Raw genomic sequence first — 17,839 nt, 5'->3', positions numbered from 1 at the left:
TCGCTCAACGGTCCACTCTCTCACCCGTCCCGGACGGGTCCGTGCTTTCCGTGGCGGTGTCCGGTGTCGGGTCACTCGGCTGCTCCGGTTGGGGGCCGCCTTCATCCTCCGGACCGGGGCCGCTGCCGGTGCCGTCGCCGGGCCCGCTGTCCGTGCCGTCGCCGGTGTCGCCTTCGGGACCGTCCGGGGTCCCGCCTTCGGGACCGTCCGCGGCCCCGCCGTCAGCAGCGCCGCCGTTGCGCTCCTCGGCCCTCGCCGCGACGATCCGCTTGCGCCGCTGGTACATCCTGAATCCGGCCAGGACCAGGAGCAGGAAGCCGCCGGCGATCACGGCGAGGACCGTCGCCGGCACCTCGGTGACCCTGACCGTGAACGGGACGGGGTCGCCGTACTCCTTGCCGTCCGCCGTGACGAGCTGCGCGACGACGTCGACCGGGCCGGTGGCATTGGCCGTGGTGGAGAACTTCAGCGACTGGGCATGGCCGCCCGCGACCTCGACCTGCTGCTCGTCGAACCTCTCGCCGTTGATCTTGAGCCGGTTCGGCTTCGTCGAGGTGAGGCGGAGCCGGAGGTTCTTGACGCCCTGCGCCAGGTTGTTCTGGACCGTGACGGGGATCGTCGCGCTGCGTCCGGAGAGCTGGGCATCGGACTTGTCGATGAGTACGACGCTGCCCGTGAGGCTCGTGAGGTACTTATCGACGCTCTTCCGGTACGCATGGGCTTCCTTCGGCAGACCGCGCCAGGAGGTCGACAGCGCCCGGTCGATGGCCCGGCCGAAGGGCACGACGACCCGGTCGGGGCGGGTCAGGATGACCTTGAAGTCATCGAGCTTCTTCTGAATCTCCTCGATCTCCCCAAAGCCCGTCAGCGCCATCTCCTGCTTGCGCAGAGCCGCCGGGTACGTGTCGGCGGAGGGCACGTCGGTGGTGGCGCCCGGGTCGGGCTTCTCCTTCGCCGAGGTGATCAGGTTCTCGGACTGCGACCAGCTGCCCGAGTCCAGCGCCCGGATCGCCGAGGCCATCGTCATGACCTGCGCGGCCGACGGCATGCGCTGCGGAGCGATCACGACGCTGCGCTGCTTCTCCGGATCCTGAAGGTTGATCATCAGGCTCTGGGCCAGGAACTGCTGTGTGGCGAGCGTGGACTTCTCGGCGCTCGTCATATCGCCCTGGAATGCCTTGGAGAGGCGGGCATCCGCGACCACGGCGGTGGTGCCGTCGCCGATCGGGCGGGCAGCGGTCGGCGTGTAGGAGAGGTTGCCCGTCTCCTGGAAGCTGTCGCTGCGCGCGATCACGTTGTGCGCGCCTGCGGAGGTGGCCGTATCGATGATCTTCGGATCGACGGCGCCTTCTGCCGGCCAGGCGAAGTCGGTGTTCGGCTTGATGTGGAGCAGGGTCTCGAGCGTCGTCACGGACGCTTCGGTGGCGTCCTTGAGATGGCTGAGCGAAACCCGTACGGCATTGCCGCCGTGCGCCATGGACGCGAGGTCGGGGTCGGCGAACGGCAGCGCGACGACCTTCTCGTCCTCCACGGCGTCGACCAGGGAGTTCAGCCACTTCCGGGCGATCTCCTGGTTGTCCTCGCTGCCGGCGACGACCTTGTCGCCGGGCCCCTGCACGTTGTACGGCTGCGCCATCAGCGCCGCGGAGGCGACGAGATCCGGATCGATGACCCAGGTGACGGGCAGCGTGCTGCCCTCCGAGACCATCCGCTCCAGGCGCCCGCCCGGAGCGATCTCCTCGAGCAGGTCCTCGTCCTTGAAGACCGGGGTCTGGTTCGCGTCCGAGGCCGATTCGGCGGTCAGGTGCGTACGGGAGACGAGCGGCCACATATAGCTGACCTTCGTGGGGTCGCTTGCCGCGTCGGGCTGCCAGGGCAGGAAGGTCCGCTCGATACCAAGGATCTGGTTGTACTGGGACTCGGTCCGGCCGGTGAGGGCGACCCCGAGCTGGTAGACGCCCTCGCCGCCGAGGTCGAGTTCCTTGACGGGGATGCTGAGCTGGAAGTCCTCGGTGCCGTGGGGCGCGATCTTCTCGAACTCCTGCAGATACTCGTCGCCGCCGGCCGGGGGCCCCTCGGCGCCGGTGACCGAGTTGGTCTGCCCGGTGGCGGAGTCGATCTGCGTACGGCTGCCCAGCGACTGGCCCACATGCAGCGCCACGGAGGCATCCGTGACCGTCTGCGAGCTCTCGTTCTCGATCTTGCCCCTGATCGTCAGGGTGTCGCCCTCGGAGGGGACCTGCGGGCTGAAGGAGTTGATCGACACCGAGACGGTCCGGGGGCCGGTGGGCTCCGCCTTCACCGCCGTCGACTGACCGCTCGCCGCGTACGCACCCGCACCGCCCGGCTGGGCGAGCAGCCCGGCCAGCAAAGGAAGTCCCACCAGAGGGGCCGCTCTGCGCCGCAGCCACCGGCGGGCAGGTGAGGGACTTGTCCCCTGGAAGTCTGCCGCCTCGGCCACGCGCTCGCCCGTCCCTAGTCGTCGTCAGTGGTCGTGTTTCTGCGTCCCCGCATGGTAACGATGCGAACTGTGGCCGAGTGCCGGGGACTGCTCCACATGAAACCGGGAAGCCCGGGCGGCTGCGGGCACGTACCCTTTTCTGTTGTGCCGAACGCCAATGAAGACAACCTCAATGCACTGAGTCAGGTGCAGCGCCGCGCAGTGAGCGAACTGCTGCGGGTGTCCCCTGTCGCCGACGATCTCGCCCGCCGCTTCCAGGAGGCCGGGTTCACACTCGCCCTGGTCGGCGGCTCGGTGCGGGACGCGTTGCTCGGGCGGCTCGGCAACGACCTGGACTTCACCACCGACGCCCGCCCCGAGGACGTACTGAAGATCGTGCGGCCGTGGGCGGATGCGGTCTGGGAGGTCGGGATCGCCTTCGGCACGGTCGGCTGCCAGAAGAAGGGGAAGGCCGGCGATGTCGAGCAGGACTTCCTGATCGAGATCACCACGTACCGCTCCGAGGCGTACGACCGGACCTCGCGCAAGCCCGAGGTCTCCTACGGCGATTCGATCGAGCAGGATCTCGTACGCCGGGACTTCACCGTCAACGCGATGGCGGTGGAACTTCCCGCGAAGGAGTTCGTCGACCCGCACGGCGGTCTCGAGGACCTCTCCGAGCGCGTCCTTCGCACGCCCAGTACGCCCGAGGAGTCCTTCTCGGACGATCCGCTGCGGATGATGCGGGCGGCCCGCTTCGCGGCGCAGCTGGACTTCGAGGTGGCGCCCGAGGTGGTCGCCGCGATGACGGCCATGGCGGAGCGCATCGAGATCGTCTCGGCCGAGCGCGTACGCGATGAGCTCAACAAGCTGCTGCTTTCCGCGCACCCGCGCAAGGGCCTCACGCTGCTCGTCGACACCGGGCTCGCGGAGTATGTGCTGCCCGAGCTGCCGGCGCTGCGTCTGGAGCGCGATGAGCACCACCGGCACAAGGACGTCTACGAGCATTCGCTGACAGTTCTCGAGCAGGCGATCGCGCTGGAGGAGGACGGTCCGGACCTCACGCTGCGGCTCGCGGCGCTCCTTCACGACATCGGCAAGCCGAAGACCCGGCGCTTCGAGAGCGACGGCCGGGTCTCGTTCCACCACCACGAGGTGGTCGGCGCGAAGATGACGAAGAAGCGGATGCTCGCTCTGAAGTACTCCAACGAGCTGGTGAAGGACGTCACCCGGCTCGTCGAACTGCATCTGCGCTTCCACGGTTACGGCACCGGCGAGTGGACGGATTCGGCGGTACGCCGGTACGTGCGCGATGCAGGGCCGCTGCTTTCGCGGCTGCACAAGCTGACGCGCTCCGACTGCACGACGCGGAACAAGCGCAGGGCCGCGGCGCTTTCGCGGGCGTACGACGGGCTTGAGGAGCGGATCGCGCGCCTGCAGGAGCAGGAGGAGCTGGACTCGATCCGGCCCGACCTGGACGGCAATGACATCCAGGAAGTGCTTGGCGTCGGTCCGGGCCCGGTGATCGGGCAGGCGTACAAGTTCCTGCTGGAGCTGCGGCTGGAGAACGGGCCGATGGAGCGCGACGCGGCGGTCGCGGCGCTCAAGGAGTGGTGGGCCGCCCAGGGCTGAGGCCCTGTGGGGCGGCGTCGACGGGGTCATGTTTCACGTGAAACATGACCCCGTTTCACGCGCGGAGGGCGCGATGTTTCACGTGAAACATCGCGCCCTCCGCGCGTCAGAGCGTCTTACGGCTTGAGCGGAGTGAGGCAGAGGGTGAAGGAGTCCCCGTCGCCCGACTCGTTGTACTCCGCGTACTTGGTGCGGTCGCAGCTCTCGCTGCCGTCCTTCTTCTCGGCGACCTTGTACTTGGCCTTGGAGTCGCCGCAGTCGACGACCTCGAGGTCCACGTTGGTCGCGCTGTCCTCGTTGCTGATGCTCATGCAGTCGCCGACCGCCGCCGTCTTGGCATCGTCACGGCTGGCTATGTAGCCACCACCGATGACCGCGATACCGACGACGACGATCGCAATGTTCTTGAAGCGCTTGAAGTTGGAACGCGCCGGCGCGGGCGGCGGGACCGGAGCGCCACCCTGGTTGAAGTAGGGGGACGGCTGCTGCGGAACCCCAGGCTGGGCCGGCTGCTGGCCATAGGGGTTCTGCCCCTGGGCGAACGGGTTCTGGCCCTGCGGCGGCGGAGTGGTCACGTGGGGGTCCCCTCGAACGAATGCCTGTTGGCGTGGAATTGACGTCCGTGAAGCTATCGGGAACCGATGGCAACTCTGAAGCCCAGAGGGGCTCTGTGGCATTGATGTGACACTTATTGCTGCTCAGATCGGTATATAGCGGCAGTAGTTGCCGCGTAGAGCAATGCAACCGTGACCACCAGCGGCACGGACTTGCCGTCCGTCGGCAGTATCAGCGCCGCCACGGCAGCTGCTCCTACGAACGCGACGTTGAACAGCACGTCGTAGACCGAGAAGATCCGGCCACGGAAGCCGTCCTCCACCACAGCCTGCACGGTGGTGTCCGTGGCGATCTTCGCTCCCTGCGTGACCAGTCCCAGGACGAAAGCCGCGACGAGTATCGGCACCGGGGCGAACGGGAGACCAAGTGCCGGTTCCAGTACGGCTGCTGCGCCCGCACAGGCCACGATCCAGCCCGCCGCTCCGAGCCGTCCCACCGCCCAGGGCGTCACGACGGCCGCGACGAAGAAGCCTGCGCCCGACACGAGGACCGCGACTCCGAGCAGGGCAAGCCCGTCGGACTCGCTGGAGCTCCATGCGTAGCGGCAGAGCATCAGCACCATCACGGTGAGCGCTCCGTAGCAGAAGCGCATCGTGGTCATTGCGGCCAACGCGCGTGCCGCAGGCCGTCGTTCGGGTGCGAGCAGATGCCGGACGCCGGCGGCAAGTCCTCGTGCGGTGGAGGCGACTGCTGAGCCGATACGGGGCTGCACCAGCGAGGGCTCGGGACCGAGGAGGTCGCGTGCGAACCGTACGGCCACGAGGGCCGAGCAGAGGTAGAGGAGAGCGCCGAGCAGCACCACCGCCGCGTCGGAATCGGCAACGAGCAGCCGCACGAGGAAGGCGAGCCCACCGCCTGCCGTGGCCGCGAGCGTCCCGGCCGTAGGGGAAAGGGAGTTGGCGATCACGAGCCGCTCGCCGTCGACCACGCGGGGCAGGGCGGCGGAGAGCCCGGCGAGCACGAATCGGTTCACGGCGGTGACGCACAGGGCCGAGACGTAGAACAGCCAGTCGGGGACGCTCAGGAGGATCAGAAGGCCGGTGACGCAGGCCAGACAGGCGCGCAGGAGATTCCCGTACACGAACACCTGGCGGCGCGGCCAGCGGTCCAACAGGACCCCCGCGAAGGGGCCGATGAAGGAGTACGGAAGCAGCAGGACGGCCATCGCGGAGGCGATGGCCGTGGCCGAGGTCTGCTTCTCCGGCGAGAAGACCACATACGTGGCGAGCGCGACCTGGTAGACGCCGTCGGCACCCTGGGAGAGCAGTCGTACGGCGAGCAGGCGGCGGAAGTCCCGGAAGCGGAGCAGCATGCGCAGGTCACGTACGACGGCCATGAGCACAGCCTCACACAGGGAGCCGCGGACAAAGGGAAGGCCCCCTGCCGCACTCTCTTGGTGCGACAGGGGGCCTCAAGGTCCCTCAGGGGGTGGGTGTTTCACGTGAAACACCCGCGGAGCACCGAGATCAGCGCTCGACCTCGCCCTTGATGAACTTCTCGACGTTCGCGTAGGCCTCGTCGTCGAAGTACTGCACCGGCGGGGACTTCATGAAGTACGAGGACGCCGAGAGGATCGGGCCACCGATCCCCCGGTCCTTGGCGATCTTCGCGGCGCGCAGGGCGTCGATGATGACACCGGCCGAGTTCGGGGAGTCCCAGACCTCGAGCTTGTACTCCAGGTTCAGCGGGACGTCGCCGAACGCGCGGCCCTCGAGGCGGACGTACGCCCACTTGCGGTCGTCGAGCCACGCGACGTAGTCGGACGGGCCGATGTGCACGTTCTTCTCGCCGAGCTCACGGTCGGGGATCTGCGAGGTGACGGCCTGGGTCTTCGAGATCTTCTTCGACTCGAGGCGGTCGCGCTCGAGCATGTTCTTGAAGTCCATGTTGCCGCCGACGTTGAGCTGCATGGTGCGCTCAAGACGGACACCGCGGTCCTCGAAGAGCTTCGCCATCACGCGGTGCGTGATGGTGGCGCCCACCTGGGACTTGATGTCGTCACCGACGATCGGCACGCCGGCCTCGGTGAACTTGTCCGCCCACTCCTTCGTACCGGCGATGAAGACCGGCAGAGCGTTGACGAACGCGACCTTGGCGTCGATGGCGCACTGGGCGTAGAACTTCGCCGCGTCCTCGGAACCGACGGGCAGGTAGCAGACGAGGACGTCGACCTGACGGTCCTTGAGGATCTGCACCACGTCGACCGGAGCCTCGGCGGACTCCTCGATGGTCTGGCGGTAGTACTTGCCCAGACCGTCCAGCGTGTGGCCGCGCTGCACCTGGACGCCCGTGGACGGAACGTCGCAGATCTTGATCGTGTTGTTCTCGCTCGCGCCGATGGCGTCCGCCAGGTCGAGGCCGACCTTCTTGGCGTCCACGTCGAACGCGGCAACGAACTCCACGTCACCGACGTGGTAGTCGCCGAACTGCACGTGCATCAGACCCGGGACCTTGGTGTCCTTGTCGGCGTCCTTGTAGTACTCGACGCCCTGCACGAGCGAGGCGGCGCAGTTACCTACACCGACGATGGCTACGCGAACCGAACCCATTCCGGCTGCTCCCTGTGTGTACGAGGTGGGGCCCACTCACGGACCTCACTTGGTGGTGTCGTCGGACGGATCCGGCCGGGTACTGCCCCCGTGCCGGGGCAGGCCGCCCGTCTCTCCTGATGTGTCCTGCTGAGCGTCGCTCCCGGGCGCGGACCTGCGGTCCCGTCCCGCTCGCTCGCTCTCGATGAGCTCGTTCAGCCAGCGCACTTCGCGCTCCACGGACTCCATGCCGTGCCGCTGCAGCTCGAGTGTGTAGTCGTCCAGGCGCTCGCGGGTACGGGCGAACGAGGCGCGCATCTTCTCCAGACGCTCCTCGAGCCGGCTGCGGCGGCCTTCCAGGACGCGCATGCGTACGTCTCGCTCCGTCTGTCCGAAGAAGGCGAAGCGGGCGGCGAAGGTCTCGTCTTCGTACGCATCCGGGCCGGTCTGCGAGAGCAGTTCCTCGAAGCGTTCCTTGCCGTCCGCCGTAAGCCTGTAGACGATCTTGGCTCGGCGGCCGGTGAGGGATGCTGCGAGGGCGTCCTCCGGCGTATTGCCCGGTTCCTCGATCAACCAGCCGTTGGCGACCAGCGTCTTGAGGCAGGGGTAGAGCGTTCCGTAGCTGAACGCACGGAAGACCCCGAGCGAAGTGTTGAGTCGTTTGCGCAGCTCATAGCCGTGCATCGGGGATTCGCGGAGCAGTCCGAGGATGGCGAACTCGAGGATGCCGGAGCGCCTGCTCATACCTCGCCACCTCCGTACATTCCGGGTCCCCTGGGACTCTTTATGCCGTGCTGATGTATCGACTCGATACATCCTGACGATAGAACGCCCCTCCGGATGCGACAAGAGGGGGGTGGGTGAACGGCGTCACATCAGAGGTCCGTTCACCGATTCACAGCAGGCAACTTGCCTGATTTGGGGTGAACTTCAGGGACTGGCGGGTTTTGACGGTGCGTAGTCTGTGCGCCATGCATTTCACCGAGAGCCACGAGACCCACGGGGGTCGGGGGACAACTGGGGGCGTCGTGGCACCGGATGCTGTGCGGATGAGCCCGGGGAGGGGCCCATCCGTACTTCGGGGGGACTGGAACTCACCTGCCGCCTTCAGGCGTGGGGCACCACGCCTGCCCGAGGAGTAGTCGTTCGATGAGCGAGCACCGTCGCAAGCCTCCGCAGTCGCACGGTGGTGGACGTGCAGCGGCACGGCGCGGCATCACAGGTTCGTCGGGCCGCCGCGCGGCCCCGCGGGGATCATCCGGATCCTCTTCCTCGTACGGGGCTTCGGCCTCGTCGGGTATGTCGGGTACATCTGGTACGTCCGGTGACGACCGCCCCTGGGGCGGCCGGGCCGAGGCGCGGCGTGCCGCGCAGCGCTCCACAGGGGTGGGCGGCGGCGGTGGCCGGCGCCGGGCGCCCGAGGGCGGTGGCCGTCGCGGTATGGCCGCGGAGGCCGGCGGGCGTGGGCGCGGCCGTTACGAGCCGAGCAAGAAGCGGTGGATCGACTATCCGCGCTCGGACCGGGACGGCATGAAGCGTTTCGTTCCTTCGTGGAAGCAGGTCACGGGCTGCTTCATCGGCTTCTTCGGAATGCTCGTGGCGGTGGCGGGGATCGCTTACGCGATGGTGGAGATCCCTACGGTCGACAAGATCGCCGACAACGAGAGCAACGTCTTCTACTGGGACGACGAGAAGACACAGATGGCGACGACCGGCGGCAAGGAGAACCGCCAGATCGTCGACATCGAAGAGATCTCCAAGCACATGCAGGACGCGGTGATCTCCGCCGAGAACGCGAGCTTCGAGTCCGACAGCGGTGTGGACCCGAAGGGCATCGCCCGTGCCGTGTTCAACATGGCCACGGGCGGTGAGACGCAGGGTGGTTCGACCATCACCCAGCAGTTCGTGAAGAACACCTACCTGGACCAGAGTCAGACGGTCTCGCGTAAGGCCAAGGAACTCTTCATCTCGATAAAGGTCGGGACGAAGATGAAGAAGCACGAGATCCTGGCCGGCTATCTCAATGCGGCCTACTACGGGCGCAACGCCTATGGCATCCAGGCCGCCTCGCAGGCCTACTTCAACAAGGATGCCGTCGACCTGGACCTCAGCGAGAGCGCCTTCCTCTCGTCAGTCCTCAAGGGCCCGAACCTCTACTGCCCTGACGGCGGTGTGGGGCCCAACGCGGAGCCGAAGGACAACCGGAAGCGGGTCGAGGCGCGCTGGAAGTGGACCCTCGACCGCATGGTGGAGGTCGGCCGTCTCACGGAGGCGGAACGGGCCAAGGTCACCGAGTTCCCGAAGATAGTGGATCGGAAGTCGGCGCTGGCCGGTCAGACCGGCTACCTCATCGACATCGCGAAGGCGGAAGCCGCGAAGAAGATGGGCATCAAGATCGAGGATCTCGACAAGGGCGGCTACAAGATCTACACGACCTTCAACGAGAAGAAGGTCAAGGCCCTGGAGAAGGCGGTCGCCAAGACCCGCAAGGAACAGGGCAAGCGCATGGACAAGCTGGTCCAGTTCGGCGGCGCCTCGATCGATCCGAAGAGCGGGCAGATCAAGGCGGTGTACGGCGGGGCCGGGTACGACAAGGGCTACTACGTCAACAACGCGCGCACCACGGGTGTGCCGGTGGGATCGACGTGGAAGCCGTTCGTGCTGGCGTCCGCGATGGAGTACGGGACATACAAGACGGGCGGCCAGGGGATCTCCCCGATGAGCCGCTACAACGGGGATGACAACAGCGTCATCTACGACCAGAACGGCAAGCCGATCCCCAATGGCAAGGGCGGGGATTTCCGGCAGCAGAACGAAGAGGACGGCAGGAAGTACGGGCCCGTCACGCTGAAGTTCGCGATGGAGAAGTCCATCAACGTCCCGTTCGCGCAGCTCGGTATCGACGTCGGCCTCGACACCACGCGCAAGACGGCCAAGGCGTTGGGTATCCCTGAGAGCAGCTTCGATACGGGCAACATGAGGAACGTGTCGTTCTCGCTGGGCACGTCCACGCCTGACGCCGTTTCTCTGTCGAGTGCGTACGCGACCTTCGCAGCCGAAGGCCAGCATTTTGAGCCGTACTCCGTCACCAAGGTCGTCAAGGACGAGGTCGAGCGGGACGGGTTCGAGAAGCCCACAGCCAAGGATGCGATCGACCCGGACGTAGCCAACGGCGTCACCGAGGTTCTGGAGAACGTCGTTCAGAACGGTACGGCCAAGCGCATCGCCGACATCGGCTTCCCCACCGCCGGCAAGACCGGTACCACCGACGACAACCTGTCGGCCTGGTACGCCGGCTACACGCCTGAACTGTCCACGGCGATCGGTGTGTTCCGCTCCGACCCGGAGGAAGGCAAGCTGCTCCGCATCACCGGCGACGCCGGTGACTCGATCCACGGTGGTGAGGTCCCCGCGCAGGTCTGGAAGGACTACATGCTCGAGGGCACCAAGGGTGAGGAGCACAGCGAGTTCACGCCCGCCACCGACACCGGGGAGATCGTCGGCAAGCCGAGCCCGTCGCCCACGCCGACCCCGAGTGAGACTCCCGACCCGACTCCGTCGCAGCCTCAGGTGACCCCGTCGCTGCCGGTGGAGCCGAGCCAGTCCTGCAACCAGTGGGATCCGGCCTGCTGGGACAACGGAGGCAACAACAACGGCGGCAACGACAGCGGTGGTACGGACACCGGAGGAACCACCGGTGGCGAATCCTCACCACCACCGACGAGCGAAGAGCCAACGGGCGGTAACGGTAACGGCAACGGTGGCAACGGCGGTTGGTTCGGCGAGACCGGATAGCCGCCCAGGGCGGTGTGTTTCACGTGAAACGCACCAAGGTGAATGTTTCACGTGAAACAGAGGGCCGTCGCACCTCAGGGTGCGGCGGCCCTCGCCTTTTCCACAGCGTCGTACGGCAGGATGAACCCCATGACGAGCACGAGCCCGAGCCCGCGCCCAGGACCCGGCACAGACCCCGCCGAGGAGCCGGTGTCGCCGACACGGCAGGACGAGATCGCCGCGGCCGGCAGTGAACTGATCGGCGGTCCGCTCGGCCGCAGGGCGCTGTTCGGTGGCCATTGGTGGACCCCGGTGCGCATCATCGCCCTCATCGCCATCGGCATGTTCGCGCTCGGCATGGTGCAGAAGCTGCCCTGCTACAACGGCGGTTGGTTCGTCGGCGCAGGCGCGCAGTACACGCACGCCTGCTACTCCGATATCCCGCATCTCTTCCAGGGTCGCGGCTTCGCGGAGGACCTCGTCCCGTACTTCGACCGCATTCCGAGCGATATCTCGGGCGGCATGGAGTACCTCGAATACCCCGTGCTGACCGGTGTGTTCATGGAAGTGGCCTCCTGGATCACCGGCGTCCCGACCGACAGCACCGATTCCCTGCGGGACCGGGAAGAGGTCTACTGGCTGGTCAACTCGGGCATGCTGATGATCTGCGCCGTCGTCATCGCGGTCTGTGTCGCCCGTACGCACCGCCGGCGGCCCTGGGACGGACTGCTCGTCGCGCTCGCTCCGGCCGGTGCGCTCACGGCGACCATCAACTGGGACCTCCTCGCGATCGCGCTGACCGCGGCCGCGATGCTGATGTGGTCGCGCTCTCGGCCGCTGGCGTTCGGCGTGCTGATCGGTCTGGCGACCGCCGCCAAGCTCTACCCGGTGTTCCTGCTGGGGCCGCTCCTGCTGCTGTGCTGGCGGGCCGGGCGCTGGCGGGAGTTCGGCATTGCCTTCGCCGGTGCGGCAGGCGCCTGGCTGGCGGTGAACCTGCCGGTGATGATCGGGGCCTTCGACGGCTGGGCGAAGTTCTACACGTTCAGCCAGGAGCGCGGGACGGACTTCGGCTCGTTCTGGCTGATCCTGCAGCAGCGCATGGACACCCCGCTGAGCACCGAGACGGTCAACACCCTGGCCACGTTGCTGATGGTGGCGTGCTGCGGCCTGATCGCCGCGCTCACGCTGACGGCACCGCGCAGGCCGCGGTTCGCGCAGCTCGCCTTCCTGGTGGTGGCAGCGTTCATCCTCACCAACAAGGTCTACTCACCGCAGTACGTGCTGTGGCTGATCCCCCTCGCCGCGCTGGCCCGGCCGCGCTGGCGGGACTTCCTGATCTGGCAGGCCTGCGAGGTCATGTACTTCCTGGGGATCTGGATGTATCTCGCGTACACGACGAGCGGCGACAAGCACCAAGGGCTGCCGGAGGAGGGCTACCAGCTGGCCATCCTGGTCCACCTCCTCGGCACGCTCTACCTCTGCGCCGTGATCGTCCGCGACATCCTGATGCCCGAGCGCGACCCCGTACGCAAGGACGGTTCGGACGATCCCTCCGGTGGTGTCCTGGACCGTGCCGAGGATGTCTTCGCCCTCGGCCGCGCCGCGCACCCGCCGCGGCATGCGGCCCACGGCACCGAGGGGACATACGTGCAGTGGGGCGTGGAGAAGCGAGGGCTCGGGGGGCCTGCCCCGGAGAGTTCGCCCTGAGCGAACGGCTTGACCCGTCCATACGCCGAAGGGGCGTCCACAACTGATGTTGTGGACGCCCCTTCGGCGTATGCCGGAGAAGACTCAGCGGTCTACGAGCCGGTCGAACTGCGTCGTGGTGTGCCGCAGATGGGCCACCAGTTCCTCGCCCACCTTGGGCTCGGCGGAGTCGGCCGGCACGAACAGGATCGAGACCTGCATGTGCGGCGGCTCGGCGAACCAGCGCTGCTTGCCGGACCAGACGAACGGCGAAAGGTTCCGGTTGACGGTGGCCAGGCCCGCGCGGGCCACGCCCTTGGCGCGCGGCATCACACCGTGCAGCGCCTTCGGCGCCTCCAGGCCCACACCGTGCGAGGTACCGCCGGCGACGACCACCAGCCAGCCGTCCGAGGCGGCCTTCTGCTGGCGGTAGCCGAAGCGGTCGCCCTTGGAGACGCGCGTGACGTCCAGGACCGCGCCGCGGTACTCGGTGGACTCATGGTCGCCGAGCCACAGACGCGTGCCGATACGGGCGCGGAAGCGGGTCTGCGGGAACTGCTGCTGGAGGCGGGCCAGTTCCTGTGCCGACAGGTGGCTCACGAACATCGTGTGCAGCGGCAGCCGGGCCGCGCGCAGCCGGTCCATCCAGCCGATGACCTCCTCGACGGCGTCCGAGCCGTCGGTGCGGTCGAGCGGCAGGTGAATGCCGAAGCCCTCAAGGCGGACGTCCTCGATCGCCTGGTGCAGCTGGCCGAGTTCGTGCTCGCCGACGCCGTGCCGCTTCATCGAGCTCATCACCTCGATGACCACGCGCGCGCCGACCAGGCCGTGCACGCCCTCGACCGAGGAGACGGAACGGATGACACGGTCCGGCAGCGGCACGGGCTCCTCGCCGCGGCGGAACGGGGTCAGCACGAGCAGATCACCGCTGAACCAGTCCTTGATACGGGCTGCTTCGTACGTGGTGCCGACGGCGAGCATGTCCGCGCCGAGGCGGGTCGCCTCCTCGGCGAGCCGTTCGTGGCCGAAGCCGTAGCCGTTCCCCTTGCAGACGGGGATGAGACCCGGGAACTGTTCGAGCACCTGCTTGTGGTGTGCACGCCAGCGCGCGGTGTCGACGTAGAGCGTGAGCGCCATGGCCGGACCCGGAACCTTTCTCGTGTCTGCGGTGTATCAAAGGTATGGAAGGTAATTCTGCGGGGTCGGTTGCGTTGCCGACTCGATACGTGAAATCAGCGGCGCGACATGTAGATGTCGAGCGCCTTGTGCAGCAGCTTGTTCAGCGGGAAGTCCCATTCGCCGACGTACTCGACGGCCTCGCCGCCCGTGCCGACCTTGAACTGGATCAGGCCGAAGAGGTGGTCGGTCTCGTCCAGGGAGTCGGAGATGCCGCGCAGGTCGTAGACGCTGGCGCCGAGCGCGTAGGCGTCGCGGAGCATCCGCCACTGCATCGCGTTCGAGGGCCGGACCTCACGGCCGATGTTGTCGGAGGCGCCGTAGGAGTACCAGACGTGGCCGCCGACCACGAGCATCGTCGCGGCCGCGAGGTTCACCCCGTTGTGCCGGGCGAAGTACAGCCGCATCCGGTTGGGGTCCTCGGAGTTGAGGGCCCGGAACTGCTGCTGGAAGTAACTGAGCGGCCGCGGACGGAACTTGTCGCGGATGGCGGTGATCTCGTACAGGCGCTGCCACTCGGCGAGGTCCTCGTAGCCGCCCTGGACGACCTCGACGCCGGCCTTCTCGGCCTTCTTGATGTTGCGTCGCCACAGCTGGTTGAAGCCCTTCTGGACCTCGTCGAGCGAGCGGCCGGCGAGCGGCACCTGGAAGACGTAGCGGGGCTGCACGTCACCGAAGCCGGCGCCGCCGTCCTCGCCCTGCTGCCAGCCCATACGGCGGAGCTTGTCGGAGACCTCGAAGGCACGCGGCTCGATGTGGGTGGGCTCGATGTCGCGCAGCCGCTTGACGTCCGGGTTCTGGATACCGGCCTTGATCGCGGGGGCGTCCCACTTCCGGATCACGACGGGCGGGCCCATCTTCACGGAGAAGGCGCCCTGCTGCTTGAGGTGGGCGAGCATCGGCTTCAGCCACTCGTCCAGGTTCGGGGCGTACCAGTTGATGACCGGGCCCTCGGGCAGATATGCGAGGTAGCGCTTGACCTTGGGGAGCTGGCGGTAGAGGACCAGGCCCGCGCCCACGAGCTGGCCGGTCTTGTCGTCGAACCAGCCCAGGTTCTCCGAGCGCCACTCGCTCTTCACATCTGCCCACGCCGGGACCTGGCAGTGGCTAGCCGACGGCAGGCTCTGGATGTACGCCAGATGCTGCTCGCGGCTGATGGTCCTCAGGGTCAGGCTCATGCGGGGCGCTCCTCGGCTGGGGTGTCCCCCGGAGTGAAGGGGGTCCGGCTCTCGCGCCGAAGCCTACTGCGCCGGTAGAGCGCCCCGAATGGGCGCATGGCTACTCGGCCCACCGGGATGGGGCCCGGAAGGCCGAGTCCTGGATATACGGAGGGCCCGGGCTTGGAGGTGAGGAGTGGGGCCGGGCCGCCGTTTGGGGCGGGCGGGAAGCGGAGGTCAGCCGCCGTTCGAGGTGGGGGCGGGAGCGCGTGTGGTGACGAGCGGAGGTCAGCCGCCGATCACACCGCCGAAGAGGCCGCCGTGGGCCATGCCGAGGAAGAACCCGACCGCCGCGGCGCCGAGGCCGATGATCAGCAGGGTCCGCTCGCGGGTCGTCTCGGAGATGAACTGTCCGTACGCCCCCGTGAGGATCCCGATGAGTCCGGTCCAGGACGACAGCAGATGGAGGTTGTGGAACATCGCGGAGACGAAGGCCGTGATGCCGAGCACCAGGGTGATCGCAAGCAGCGTGTCCTGGAGCGGATGGGGCTTGCCGTCGGTCGCGAAGAGCGAGGTAGCAGTGTTGGGTCGCATTGCCTGTGCCATGGGAGGCACCTCCTGGCATGAGCGGCGCATCGTAGCGCTGTGGACACCCGATGTGTCTAGATTGCGGCTCTTTACCAGCGGATTTCAACCGGAAGGCATCAGCCAGGTAGTCTGTAACGTCTGCACCGGTGTCTGCCCAGGTCCTCTGGGCTCCCACGGCCAGCTCCCCGCCTTGGCGGGGCCTGATTGTCAGTGGCGGCAGCTACCGTTGCTAACGCATCACAACCCTCCTGCCACGGAACGACCGTGGCCGCTGAGTCCAAAGGAGGTGGGTTACACATGCGTCACTACGAAGTGATGGTCATCCTCGACCCCGATCTCGAAGAGCGTGCCGTTTCGCCGCTGATCGAGAACTTCCTCTCCGTCGTCCGTGAGGGCAACGGAAAGGTGGAGAAGGTCGACACCTGGGGCCGTCGTCGTCTCGCGTACGAGATCAAGAAGAAGCCCGAGGGCATCTACTCGGTCATCGACCTGCAGGCCGAGCCTGCGGTCGTCAAGGAGCTCGACCGCCAGATGAACCTGAACGAGTCGGTCCTCCGGACCAAGGTCCTCCGCCCCGAGACCCACTGAACCTCGCGTTCAGCGGTATCGGGATCTGAGTAGCAGCAAGCAGCCAGCAGCAACCCGCCGAGAGGTATCTCCCATGGCAGGCGAGACCGTCATCACGGTCATCGGCAATCTCGTCGATGACCCCGAGCTGCGTTTCACCCCCTCCGGTGCGGCGGTCGCGAAGTTCCGTGTCGCGTCCACTCCCCGCACTTTCGACCGGCAGACCAATGAGTGGAAGGACGGCGAAAGCCTGTTCCTGACCTGCTCGGTCTGGCGTCAGGCGGCGGAGAACGTCGCGGAGTCGCTTCAGCGAGGCATGCGCGTCATCGTGCAGGGCCGGTTGAAGCAGCGGTCCTATGAGGACCGTGAGGGTGTCAAGCGCACGGTCTACGAGCTGGACGTCGACGAGGTCGGCGCCAGCCTGCGCAGTGCCACGGCCAAGGTCACCAAGACCAGCGGCGGCGCCCGTCAGGGCGGCGGCGGTGGATTCGGCGGCGGCGGTGGCGGCCAGCAGGGCGGCGGCAACTGGGGCGGTGGCCCCGGTGGCGGTCAGCAGCAGGGCGGCGGAGCTCCCTCCGACGACCCCTGGGCGACCAGTGCGCCGGCCGGTGGCGGTCAGCAGGGCGGCGGCGGTGGCAGCTGGGGCGGAAGCTCCGGCGGCTCCGGTGGCGGCTACTCGGACGAGCCCCCCTTCTAGGCCTCACGGCCAAGGAGCTGGGCTTACCCAAACTTCTTGATCACACAGGAGAAACACCATGGCGAAGCCGCCTGTGCGCAAGCCTAAGAAGAAGGTCTGCGCTTTCTGCAAGGACAAGGTCCAGTACGTGGACTACAAGGACACGAACATGCTGCGGAAGTTCATTTCCGACCGCGGCAAGATCCGTGCCCGCCGCGTGACCGGCAACTGCACGCAGCACCAGCGTGACGTCGCCACGGCCGTCAAGAACAGCCGTGAGATGGCGCTGCTGCCCTACACGTCCACCGCGCGATAAGGGAAGGGTGACCGAACAATGAAGATCATCCTCACCCACGAGGTCTCCGGCCTCGGCGCTGCCGGCGACGTCGTCGACGTCAAGGACGGCTACGCCCGCAACTACCTGATCCCGCGGAAGTTCGCTATCCGCTGGACCAAGGGCGGCGAGAAGGACGTCGAGCAGATCCGTCGTGCTCGCAAGATCCACGAGATCCAGACCATCGAGCAGGCCAACCAGGTCAAGGGCCAGCTCGAGGCCGTCAAGGTTCGCCTTGCCACCCGCTCCGGCGACGCCGGTCGTCTCTTCGGTGCCGTTACCGCCGCTGACATCGCCTCGGCGATCAAGGCTGCCGGTGGCCCCGAGGTCGACAAGCGCCGCATCGAGCTGGGCGCGCCGATCAAGGTGCTCGGTGCCCACGAGGCGTCCGTGCGTCTGCACCCCGAGGTTGCCGCCAAGGTGACCATCGAGGTCGTCGCCGCGTAAGCGCTGCGCTCGCTTTGAGCGTGTGAAGGGGCCGTACCCGTTTTGGGTGCGGCCCCTTCTGCTGCCCGGGCTTGGCTGTGCGTCGGCGGTGGGTGTTTCACGTGAAACGTGAGGCTTCCGGGGGTAGGTGTCGGGGCTGGGCCCCTTGCCCCCATCGCGCTGAACGCGCTCGTCCTCAAGCGCCGGACGGGCTGGAGTTGGGCTGATCGTTCAGGCCGG

The 17,839-nt window shown here is 67.2% G+C and carries 15 protein-coding genes; 7 read left to right on the top strand and 8 right to left on the bottom strand.

Annotation, left to right across the window (positions count from 1 at the left end; all coding sequences use genetic code 11):
• Positions 1–4: 4 nt before the first annotated feature.
• Entirely contained in the window at positions 5–2,383 is a 2,379-nt protein-coding gene (locus H9Y04_RS16720; RefSeq protein ID WP_438818114.1) for a DUF6049 family protein, read from the bottom strand.
• 222 nt (positions 2,384–2,605) lie between these two features.
• Here H9Y04_RS16720 and H9Y04_RS16715 point away from each other — a divergent pair, with 222 nt between their 5' ends.
• On the top strand, positions 2,606–4,072 hold the full coding sequence (locus H9Y04_RS16715) for a CCA tRNA nucleotidyltransferase (RefSeq protein WP_187814677.1): 1,467 nt from the start codon (positions 2,606–2,608) through the stop codon (positions 4,070–4,072).
• A 116-nt stretch (positions 4,073–4,188) separates the two neighbouring features.
• On the opposite strand, the gene H9Y04_RS16710 is transcribed toward H9Y04_RS16715, so the two are convergent.
• The 4 genes from H9Y04_RS16710 to H9Y04_RS16695 all read right to left on the bottom strand — a co-directional run bounded on the left by H9Y04_RS16710 (position 4,189) and on the right by H9Y04_RS16695 (position 7,959).
• The gene (locus tag H9Y04_RS16710; protein ID WP_187814676.1) at positions 4,189–4,647 is read right to left on the bottom strand and encodes an LppU/SCO3897 family protein; all 459 of its coding nucleotides are present in this window, start codon (positions 4,645–4,647) and stop codon (positions 4,189–4,191) included.
• A 113-nt stretch (positions 4,648–4,760) separates the two neighbouring features.
• On the bottom strand, positions 4,761–6,023 hold the full coding sequence (locus H9Y04_RS16705) for an MFS transporter (protein WP_187814675.1): 1,263 nt from the start codon (positions 6,021–6,023) through the stop codon (positions 4,761–4,763).
• Between the two features lie 130 nt (positions 6,024–6,153).
• Entirely contained in the window at positions 6,154–7,236 is a 1,083-nt protein-coding gene (locus tag H9Y04_RS16700; protein ID WP_187814674.1) for an inositol-3-phosphate synthase, read from the bottom strand.
• A gap of 45 nt (positions 7,237–7,281) precedes the next feature.
• Positions 7,282–7,959: a PadR family transcriptional regulator gene (locus H9Y04_RS16695; RefSeq protein WP_187814673.1), complete on the bottom strand. Its 678-nt coding sequence runs from the start codon at positions 7,957–7,959 to the stop codon at positions 7,282–7,284.
• Positions 7,960–8,364: 405 nt separating this feature from the next.
• On the opposite strand from H9Y04_RS16695, the gene H9Y04_RS16690 reads away from it, so the two are divergent.
• Positions 8,365–11,010: a transglycosylase domain-containing protein gene (locus tag H9Y04_RS16690; RefSeq protein WP_187814672.1), complete on the top strand. Its 2,646-nt coding sequence runs from the start codon at positions 8,365–8,367 to the stop codon at positions 11,008–11,010.
• Between the two features lie 129 nt (positions 11,011–11,139).
• Positions 11,140–12,696 (top strand): glycosyltransferase family 87 protein, encoded by a 1,557-nt coding sequence (locus H9Y04_RS16685; protein ID WP_187814671.1) that lies wholly within the window; start codon positions 11,140–11,142, stop codon positions 12,694–12,696.
• Positions 12,697–12,780: 84 nt separating this feature from the next.
• Here the strand turns inward: H9Y04_RS16685 and H9Y04_RS16680 are convergent, their stop codons facing one another.
• The 3 genes from H9Y04_RS16680 to H9Y04_RS16670 all read right to left on the bottom strand — a co-directional run bounded on the left by H9Y04_RS16680 (position 12,781) and on the right by H9Y04_RS16670 (position 15,614).
• Positions 12,781–13,812, bottom strand: coding sequence for an alanine racemase (locus H9Y04_RS16680; RefSeq protein ID WP_187814670.1), 1,032 nt, complete (start codon positions 13,810–13,812; stop codon positions 12,781–12,783).
• 95 nt (positions 13,813–13,907) lie between these two features.
• Positions 13,908–15,029 (bottom strand): lipid II:glycine glycyltransferase FemX, encoded by a 1,122-nt coding sequence (locus H9Y04_RS16675; RefSeq protein WP_187814669.1) that lies wholly within the window; start codon positions 15,027–15,029, stop codon positions 13,908–13,910.
• Positions 15,030–15,296: 267 nt separating this feature from the next.
• Positions 15,297–15,614 (bottom strand): hypothetical protein, encoded by a 318-nt coding sequence (locus H9Y04_RS16670; protein ID WP_187814668.1) that lies wholly within the window; start codon positions 15,612–15,614, stop codon positions 15,297–15,299.
• A gap of 279 nt (positions 15,615–15,893) precedes the next feature.
• Between H9Y04_RS16670 and rpsF the strand changes: the two genes are divergently transcribed.
• From rpsF to rplI, 4 genes are all read left to right on the top strand, one after another.
• Entirely contained in the window at positions 15,894–16,184 is a 291-nt protein-coding gene (rpsF, locus tag H9Y04_RS16665) for a 30S ribosomal protein S6 (RefSeq protein ID WP_004950685.1), read from the top strand.
• 73 nt (positions 16,185–16,257) lie between these two features.
• Positions 16,258–16,860 (top strand): single-stranded DNA-binding protein, encoded by a 603-nt coding sequence (locus tag H9Y04_RS16660; RefSeq protein ID WP_187814667.1) that lies wholly within the window; start codon positions 16,258–16,260, stop codon positions 16,858–16,860.
• Positions 16,861–16,918: 58 nt separating this feature from the next.
• Positions 16,919–17,155: a 30S ribosomal protein S18 gene (rpsR, locus tag H9Y04_RS16655; protein WP_006381652.1), complete on the top strand. Its 237-nt coding sequence runs from the start codon at positions 16,919–16,921 to the stop codon at positions 17,153–17,155.
• Positions 17,156–17,173: 18 nt separating this feature from the next.
• Positions 17,174–17,620: a 50S ribosomal protein L9 gene (rplI, locus tag H9Y04_RS16650; protein ID WP_187814666.1), complete on the top strand. Its 447-nt coding sequence runs from the start codon at positions 17,174–17,176 to the stop codon at positions 17,618–17,620.
• Positions 17,621–17,839: the final 219 nt, after the last annotated feature.

It is taken from the genome of Streptomyces polyasparticus (assembly GCF_014493765.1).
GTDB classification, from domain to species: Bacteria; Actinomycetota; Actinomycetes; order Streptomycetales; family Streptomycetaceae; genus Streptomyces; species Streptomyces polyasparticus.
The sequence above is the reverse complement of the archived record's forward strand: the minus strand, read 5'-3'. Positions and strand labels throughout refer to the sequence as shown.